Origin of the sequence: Methanobrevibacter wolinii SH (assembly GCF_000621965.1) — an archaeon.
In the GTDB taxonomy this organism is placed as follows: Archaea; Methanobacteriota; Methanobacteria; order Methanobacteriales; family Methanobacteriaceae; genus Methanarmilla; species Methanarmilla wolinii.
Genome location: NZ_KK211380.1, coordinates 46,435 through 54,842, shown reverse-complemented (window position 1 = coordinate 54,842; position 8,408 = coordinate 46,435). Strand labels below are relative to the sequence as shown.

10 protein-coding genes and 1 pseudogene are annotated in these 8,408 nt (G+C 22.6%); 4 read left to right on the top strand and 7 right to left on the bottom strand.

The window, feature by feature from the left end; translation table 11 throughout:
* Nucleotides 1-329: pseudogene (locus tag T523_RS09320) on the top strand (hypothetical protein); the annotation flags it as partial.
* A 250-nt stretch (nucleotides 330-579) separates the two neighbouring features.
* Here T523_RS09320 and rnc read toward each other — a convergent pair.
* Nucleotides 580-1,248 (bottom strand): ribonuclease III, encoded by a 669-nt coding sequence (rnc, locus tag T523_RS08675; protein WP_042708592.1) that lies wholly within the window; start codon nucleotides 1,246-1,248, stop codon nucleotides 580-582.
* 686 nt (nucleotides 1,249-1,934) lie between these two features.
* Between rnc and T523_RS08670 the strand changes: the two genes are divergently transcribed.
* Nucleotides 1,935-2,396 (top strand): hypothetical protein, encoded by a 462-nt coding sequence (locus T523_RS08670; protein ID WP_042708591.1) that lies wholly within the window; start codon nucleotides 1,935-1,937, stop codon nucleotides 2,394-2,396.
* A 506-nt stretch (nucleotides 2,397-2,902) separates the two neighbouring features.
* On the opposite strand, the gene T523_RS08665 is transcribed toward T523_RS08670, so the two are convergent.
* The 6 genes from T523_RS08665 to T523_RS08640 form a co-directional block, all read right to left on the bottom strand.
* Nucleotides 2,903-3,352: an SIR2 family protein gene (locus tag T523_RS08665; protein WP_042708590.1), complete on the bottom strand. Its 450-nt coding sequence runs from the start codon at nucleotides 3,350-3,352 to the stop codon at nucleotides 2,903-2,905.
* 16 nt (nucleotides 3,353-3,368) lie between these two features.
* Entirely contained in the window at nucleotides 3,369-3,824 is a 456-nt protein-coding gene (locus tag T523_RS08660) for a hypothetical protein (RefSeq protein ID WP_042708589.1), read from the bottom strand.
* Nucleotides 3,825-3,836: 12 nt separating this feature from the next.
* Nucleotides 3,837-4,205, bottom strand: coding sequence for a hypothetical protein (locus T523_RS08655; RefSeq protein WP_042708588.1), 369 nt, complete (start codon nucleotides 4,203-4,205; stop codon nucleotides 3,837-3,839).
* A 23-nt stretch (nucleotides 4,206-4,228) separates the two neighbouring features.
* Nucleotides 4,229-5,392 carry an SPFH domain-containing protein gene (locus T523_RS08650; RefSeq protein ID WP_042708587.1) on the bottom strand — a complete coding sequence of 388 codons (1,164 nt, stop codon included), beginning with the start codon at nucleotides 5,390-5,392 and terminating at the stop codon, nucleotides 4,229-4,231.
* A 325-nt stretch (nucleotides 5,393-5,717) separates the two neighbouring features.
* The gene (locus T523_RS08645) at nucleotides 5,718-5,906 is read right to left on the bottom strand and encodes a 50S ribosomal protein L37e (protein WP_198016046.1); all 189 of its coding nucleotides are present in this window, start codon (nucleotides 5,904-5,906) and stop codon (nucleotides 5,718-5,720) included.
* Nucleotides 5,907-6,013: 107 nt separating this feature from the next.
* Nucleotides 6,014-6,247, bottom strand: coding sequence for an LSm family protein (locus tag T523_RS08640; protein ID WP_042708585.1), 234 nt, complete (start codon nucleotides 6,245-6,247; stop codon nucleotides 6,014-6,016).
* A gap of 563 nt (nucleotides 6,248-6,810) precedes the next feature.
* Here T523_RS08640 and T523_RS08635 point away from each other — a divergent pair.
* A complete protein-coding gene (locus tag T523_RS08635) occupies nucleotides 6,811-7,290 on the top strand; it encodes a DUF1947 domain-containing protein (RefSeq protein ID WP_042708584.1) in 480 nt (159 codons plus the stop codon).
* A 47-nt stretch (nucleotides 7,291-7,337) separates the two neighbouring features.
* Nucleotides 7,338-8,030, top strand: a complete 693-nt coding sequence (gene arfB / locus T523_RS08630) for a 2-amino-5-formylamino-6-ribosylaminopyrimidin-4(3H)-one 5'-monophosphate deformylase (protein ID WP_042708583.1) — start codon at nucleotides 7,338-7,340, stop codon at nucleotides 8,028-8,030.
* Nucleotides 8,031-8,408: the final 378 nt, after the last annotated feature.

Sequence of the window (8,408 nt, the reverse complement as noted above, 5' to 3'; positions counted from 1 at the left end):
TAAACATAAAACACCTTGATGATGTTTTAAGCTACTCCTTAAACATATTTAAAAATAAAAAGCAATTAAATAAAAATAAAAGACTATTTAAACGATTAAAAAAAGAATTAATCAGTAAACTCATGAATTGGAAACATTACAAACCAATAAGAGGTAAAATCGAAGACTATTTCAAAGTACTTAAAAATTCATTAGAAATGAGAAAAATACACAAATTTACACCAAAATCAGTAGAAAAAACCTTATATTTATATGTATTATTAGGAACACTACTTGTACAAAACTCAGATACATCAAAAACAGGCCTACAAAAGCTCTCACAAATGTGAAAAATTCAGGCCCCTAAAATATTTATTTACTTTATAATTCTAATTTTTATAAAAATAATATTTTAAAATATAATAATAAAATCTAAAAAATAGTATTTAATCCAACAAATAAATTAAAAAAAATAGTATTTAATTCAATATTAAAAAATAAAAAAATTAATATTAATTAAGACTTATTGAAACTTTATTTATTTAAAAATTAAGAAAATTTCAATAAATCCATATAATATTAATTAAAAAAAATAATAATTTAATTAATATGCAATTTTTGAATAGCTTGTTGAGCAGCTAATTGTTCTGCTTCTTTCTTGTTTTTACCTTTACCTTGACCATAAGGTTCACCGTCAATAAGTATTCTTATGACAAATGTTTTATCATGAGGAACACCATATTCTTTAACAGTTTCATAATCTACATTAACTTCTGTAGCATCACCATATTCTTTAACAGCAGATTTATAATCATAAAAGAATATTTTATTTTCATCAATATATTTAAATATATTATTAGCTAAATATTCTCTAGCTTTATTCATACCTTGATCAATATAAATAGCACCTAAAAAAGATTCAAAAATGTCTGCAGAAATGGATAATATTTCATTATGAGTTATATTATGTTCTTCATCATTAACTTTAATGTGTTTATCCAAACCTAATTGTTTAGAATAATAAATTAATGCTGATTGACATACATAATTTGCCCTAATTTTTGTTAAACTACCTTCTTCTAATTTAGGATACTTATTAAATATATAATCTGAAACTATTAAATTTAAAACAGAGTCACCTAAAAATTCTAAACGTTCATAATCATAATCAAGATCATGAGACGTAGAATATGAGCCATGAATGAAAGCTATTTCAAAAATATCCATATTATTTGGAACAATATCAAATTTTTCTAATAATTCTTCCATCATACCACTTTTAAAAAGTTTAGAATTATATTAATTAAACTTGATATTGTTTAATTAATGTAATTCAGTTTAATATAAGTTTATAATTATATTTAAAACTTCCTTTAAACTTATTTTAAATTAATAATTAATGTAATATATTTTTTACACAAATTAAAATTTTAAAAATAAAACTAAGATAAATCAAGTACATTTAAATTATATTTTTATTAAACAATTTAAAGAATAAACATGCAAATAAGCACATATATAATAAAAGTCCAATTAAAATGCAAATATTTATAAAAAAAGAATATGGATAAAAAATTAAAATAAGCATAAAAATTAAGAAATAATAGATTCTATAAAAAAATATTAATACTTTTCATATGCTCTCTTGGATAATAAAATTATTATATATTAAACTAATTTTTATAATGTAATTGGTAATTCCATGTTTTCAAAAAAAATATAAGAAAACATATGATTTTTGTGAAAAATTATTTCACTTAAATTTATTTATACCTTGTTGAAAACCTATTTTATTTAAAAACTAAATTTTTAAAATTAAATTGGACATATAATCTCAGCAAGCATTCGTTTATTAAATAATTAAAATTTATTAATTATTTAATTATTATAAGAAAATTAATATGTAAAATATTAATTTAAAACTTTTTTATACAAATTAAAATAAAGTGAAAATTATGATGTTAAATTGGTGTAGAGAACTTACAAATTTAGATCCATCAATAAATTTCAGATTAACTGGAGGATGGTTAAAAAATGTAAGTGGACTAGATAAATCAGTGACAAACGGTTACTCCATCGAAGGAACTTTCATAAAAGCAGGTGATTATACAGAAGAGTTACCTAATGGACTTTATCTTGATTGTAATAAAGAAGGTAAAAAATCAAAACCTAAATCAGACTATCGTCTCATAAGAGTCAATGCAGGAAGCCTAAAGCTTATTGATGCTGTATTTGATGGTAAAAAAAATTGGGCCGTAGATTTATGGGACAGTATAGCAGAAGAATTAGATGAAAATTATATTGAAAACGAAGCAGATAATATTTTAAACCTAGTGTTAAATAAAACAGGAAAAAATATAGATCTCCTAAAGGAATTGAACCAAAAAATTAATGAAAAAATCAATGAATTTCAATGAATAATATTAAAATCAACACTCTTGACGAGGTTGTAATAAATTTAATAGATATTAAATTTATATTGGTAAAAAAAGTAATTTAAAGACTTATCATATTAATCTAATTATAATCATGGTTAAATACTCTTTTTTTTAAAAAAATACTTAATTAGTAGTTTATAGAATTGAATACACTTGAAATACACCACTAAATAAAAAATATAACTAAACAATAACCCATATGGTTAAATACACTTAAAATACATCACTAAATAAAAAATATGGTTAATTAATGGTTTATATAATAAATAGGTTAAAGAATATGATTTTAACAATGATAAATTATCTAATAAATTACATAATAAAAGCAAAATTAAATATAAACATTATAAAAAATTAAAAAATTTTAAAAAAAAAATAGACTATTTTAAAAAATGATTTATTTAAAATTTTGATTCTATAAAATGCATCTATTTTTAAAATGCAAAATGCATCCCTAATTTCAACAAAGTAAAAAAATAAAAAAATTATCTAAAGTATAAATATATTAATATTGGACCTATAAAGAAAAACAAAAGGAAAAAACGATTTATATCCCAATATGGAATTATAGACATAATAAAAATATCTGCAATACAAAATACCAATATTATAGCCAATAAATAACTTTTGTTAATTTGTACTACTTCTTTAAAACTACCTGCTCTTTTTGTTTTAATTTTCTTAGCGGCTTTTGAATTAGGAGCATACTTAAGGATTTCATCATCACTAAGAACATTCATTCTAGGTTCTCTTTCAGAAGGAGTCTTAGCATTATATAGACGTATGATTTCTGCTTCTCTTATATCATGATCAATATTACCAAATTCACCTAAAGAAATATCAGGTAGTTTAGACCCACAAGATAAACAAGTAGGAACACCATCAACCTCCACAATCTTAGTACTACCACAATTAGGACACTCAACACCAGTCAAAAAAACTCACCTAAATTTATTTGAAATAAAAATACATAACAATTGGTATTAAAATGAATATAAAAGCAAAAACTGAAGATACAGATGTATTAAATAATGAAATAACATTCCCTATAGCCATAACAATAGCCATAAGAACAATAGTAAAAATTATTCTAAATTTTCTACTAGCCTTTAATTTTTCATATAATGTATTAGCTCTATTAAATCTAATTTTTTCAGCAGCTTCTGAATTAGGAGCATACTTAAGGATTTCATCATCACTAAGAATATTCATCTTAGGTTCCATATCTCTTTTAGTCCTAGCATTATATAGACGTATGATTTCTGCTTCTTTTATCTTTTGATCAATACCACCTAATTCACCTAAATAAACATCGGGTAATTTAGATCCACAAGATAAACAAGTAGGAACACCATCAACCTCCACAATCTTAGTACTACCACAATTAGGACACTCAACACTAGTCAAAAAACTCACCAATTATTTAGAACTCTCATTATCTTCAATATATTCTTTACTTCTTAATAATAAAACCAATAAAACTAAGAAAATAAACAATATAATAATTTCAATAACTAAACTCCTATTTAAAACGAAATTTGTAGAAAGTAAAATTATACTAACTATAAACTGAACTAATAAATAAGTATATAAAACAATCCTTGAAGGATATGTATTAAAACTTTTTCCTTTACTTAAATAAACATTGTTCCAGACAAGTGCAATAATGAAACTTAGAACTGAAAAAACATAAATTAATCCGAAATTTATGTTAATTGAGAATAATAAGAACATTATAGCACTATAAACTATAAAAAATAAACAAATAAGAATATTGTTAACTTTCATGAAAAAACCCCCTTAAATTTAATCTATCGTAATTTAAATCCACAATTCATACAGAAATTATCTTCTTGTGAAACTATAGCATTACAATTAGGACATTTAAGTACTTCATCAACTTTAACTTTTGTACCGCAATTCGGACAAAATTTTGCATCTTCTTTTAGTTTACAACCACAATTCATACAGAAATTATTTTTGTATCCAGTACTTGCACCAACAGCAATACCTGGATTTTGATTAAAATTTTGTTGTTGATTATTAACTTGATTATTCTGCTGATTATTACCTTGAGAATTATTATTGAAAGCCTGAGATTTAGATAAAAAACCCGAAGACATATTATTTACAACACCACCACTTAACATTTCACCAAATGCCATAGCAAGTGGAATTTGAGCAATCATACCTCCAACATTATCATTAGTACCTGGATTAGATGCATATCTTTTTGAAATTTCAGCAATTTGTTCATCAGCCCAATTATAATCAAGAGTACCATATTCCAATTTTTTATTTAAAATTGTTTTAACTTTATTAGTATCCTCTTCAGGAATATGAATAGTGGATACATAAAAGTTTTTTAAACTAACTCCATAATCATAGAAGTAATCATTTAACTTATTTTTTAATGCTTCTGAAACTTCATCTAAATGTGTATTGATATTTAAATAACTAACTTCATTCATTAAAGTAGCCAAATAAGATTTGACTTTAGTTACAATTTTTCCTCTAAAGTATTCAGACAATTGGCTAGTAGTTAAAATCTCCTGAGTTCCAACAATATTTACTAAAAAATCCCTAGAATCACGGATAACAAATTCCATAGTTCCTGAAGCACCAACACTTAATGGAATTCCAAAAGTCGGATCAAGTACATCGAATCTGCTACTTGTTCCCCAATCAACATTTAAAGACATTGCTTTATTAATAAAATAAACTTCACAATGAAATGGACTTACCCCTTCAGTAGGAATATTAATAATTGATCTTAAAAGAGGAATGTTTTCTGTTTTTAATTCATATTTTCCTGGAGCGAATACATCTAAAGCTTTCCCATCTTTAAAAAGTATTGCTTCCTGAGATTGATGAACAATTAATTGACTTTGAGTATTAAAATCTCTGTCTGGATACTTGTATACCAAAGTCTTGTCATCACCTTCATACTTAATTACTTTTAATAATTCAGGCATATTTTACCCCCTATATAAAAAATAAATTGAAATAATATTTTTAAAATAAATTTTTAATACACTATTATATTTAAAATAAAAAGTATATAATATTTCCTTATGATTATTAAATTAAAATTAAATCTTAATAAAAAATACATTATGAAAATAATATAAAATATTGTAAAGTCAATATTAAATCATACAAACAATTAAAAAAAAAATGATAAATAAAAAAACATTAAAAAAAACTAAATTATTAAAAAAATAGACTAAAATAAGTAAAATTATAAATAAACTAATATAAAAAACACAATTTTAAAAAAAAAGATTAATAAATAAAAATCTATACTAATCTTTGACCAGTTACAGATTTTTTATTTTGCCAGTTGTAACTTCTCATTTTTTTGGATTTACCAAAACCACAGGAAGCACAAACTCCTTTACGGACATGGTAAGTATTTCTTCCACATCTTCTGCATCTAATATGGGTTTTTTTATTTTTTTTACCCATAGTTGGTGTACCTTTCACTATTATTCCCTCCTAAACTATGATTCCTAATAAAATGATAAAATAATAATTATAAAAATATCTATAGCCATAGCTAAGATATTTAAATAATAAAATATAAGTAATTCATTCTATGGGGAGATATATACAATATTGTCTCCTCTAATGAGAACAGTACCTAATCTTCTTTCAACTTCACCGTCTTTTAATTCTTCAGCGTCATTAAGAACTAAATTCATATGTAAATCAAAACTAGTTAAAATACCTCTGAATTCTCTGTCTCCTTTAAGTTTTATTAAAACTGGAGAGTTTGTTGCTTTTCCTAATGCGTCAAGTGGTCTTTGAACATTTTGTTGTCCGCTCACAATAATCACCTATATTACAATATAATTAAATTGACTTAAAAATTAAATCTAAATTATTATTAACATAATTTTTAATAATTAATAATATTTTTTGTTTAATCAATAATAAAGTCTTCTTACTAAATAGTATAAAATTTAATTCTTAATTAACTTAAGAAAATATTTTATTATCAATAGTAAATATAACATTTTAAATTATGTATAAACTAGTATATAAATGTTATATTAAAAAAATAAAAAAATAGTTTAATTTTATAATAATATTAAAAACTAATACTTAAAAAAACTTTTGATTAAAAATAAATCTACCTATAAAAAAAGATTAAGAAAAAATTTATAATCAAAATTAAAATTTAAGAAAAAATTATATAAAAAATAGCATTTTTAATCATAATACATATTTTAAAATTTATAAAAGATATTTAAAAAAATTAATACAAGTAAATAAAAGTAAAAATCAAGATTAATTGAAAAATAAATAGTTAAATCTAACAATAAATGAAAAATAATATAAAATATTAAAAAATTATATATTATTATACTAAAAAGTATAGGTGCTAAATTTGATAATAAAAAAAAGAAATTACTTAAAAAAGAAAAAAATTAAAGAAATTAAAAAAGAATTAGGACAATATGGTTCTTTAATTAATAATAAATCTAAAGTTGAAGTTTTAGAAACTGATGAATATGACTACATCTTAGTTGATGGTGAACCTTACATTATTATGATAGATAACAAACCATATCCTACTTTAAAATCAATTTTAGCAAATAATGAATTAGAAAATAAAACAGTTGTAGTGGATATGGGTGCTGTAAGATTTGTAACAAATGGAGCAGACATAATGAGTCCAGGTATTGTTGAAGCAGATGATACTATAGTTCCTGGAGATTTAGTTGTTATTGTAGATGTTAATAATAAAAAACCATTGGCTATTGGAGAAAGTTTAATTACAGGTCCTGAAATGGTAGAATCATCTAAAGGAAAAGCAATAAAATCATTACATTATGTTGGTGATGAAATCTGGAACTTAGAATTATAGATTCTATTCCCATTTAAAAACAAATTATTTAATAAAGAGGGTCATAAATGGTTGATTTAAGATATAATGCAGGAAAAGTAATTAATGAGAAAGTACATGAAATAGGAGTTATTGCATTAGGTGCACATCTAGAAAATCATGGACCAGCATTACCTATTGATACTGATGCTAAAATTGCTTCATATGTAGCATTTAATGCTTCTGTAGTAAGTGGTGCTAAATTTTTAGGTGTAATCTACCCATCATATGAACTTAAGGAAATAGATCATGGAATACATAATACATTAGAAGAATTAGCTAATGAGTTTATAAGACAATTAAATTCTGCAAAAAAATTCTTAAACATTAAAAAAGTAGTTATTGTAAATGGTCATGGTGGAAATCTACCAATACTTCAAGACATTACATATATAGAAAATAAAACTGGACTAGATATAGTATTCAACAATAAACTTATTGAAACTGAAGGTCCTCATGGAGGTAGTGGAGAACTATCTATGGGAAAAGTTTTAGGAATTATTAATGAAGATGAAGTTAAAAATCAAGCTAACTTAAAATTATATGGTGAAGTTGGATTATATAAATTTAAAGAAGCTAGACAAAATGATCCTGCAATAGAAGAGGGAGCAAGAGATGTTGAAGAAAATGGGGTTTATGTAAATAAATACTATGGAGAACAAATGTTAAATCTTGCAATAAACTCTGTATTATTTGATATTGAAAAATTACTTGATTATTAAATTAATAATTTAATATCAAAAAATACTTATTTTACTTAATTTTTAATAAGACATGTAGATAAACTTATATAAATTTATCTTTTTAATTAAACATTTTAAAAATCAAGAATATTCCAGTTAAAATACTTATTTTAAAATTAAAAACTATAATTTAATTTACCATAATTTGAATATAATACAATAAATTTTAAGACTTAAATTAAAAAAAACATTTTATAAAATTTAAGTCTATTTAATTCTATTTTTTATACTAATTTAAACAGTATTAATATCTAAAAATTAAATTTAAAAAAAATATACTCTAAAAATTATAAGAATCCCAAGAAGGTTATTATAAAAAATTTCTTAAAAAAATATACTCTAAAAATTATAAAAATC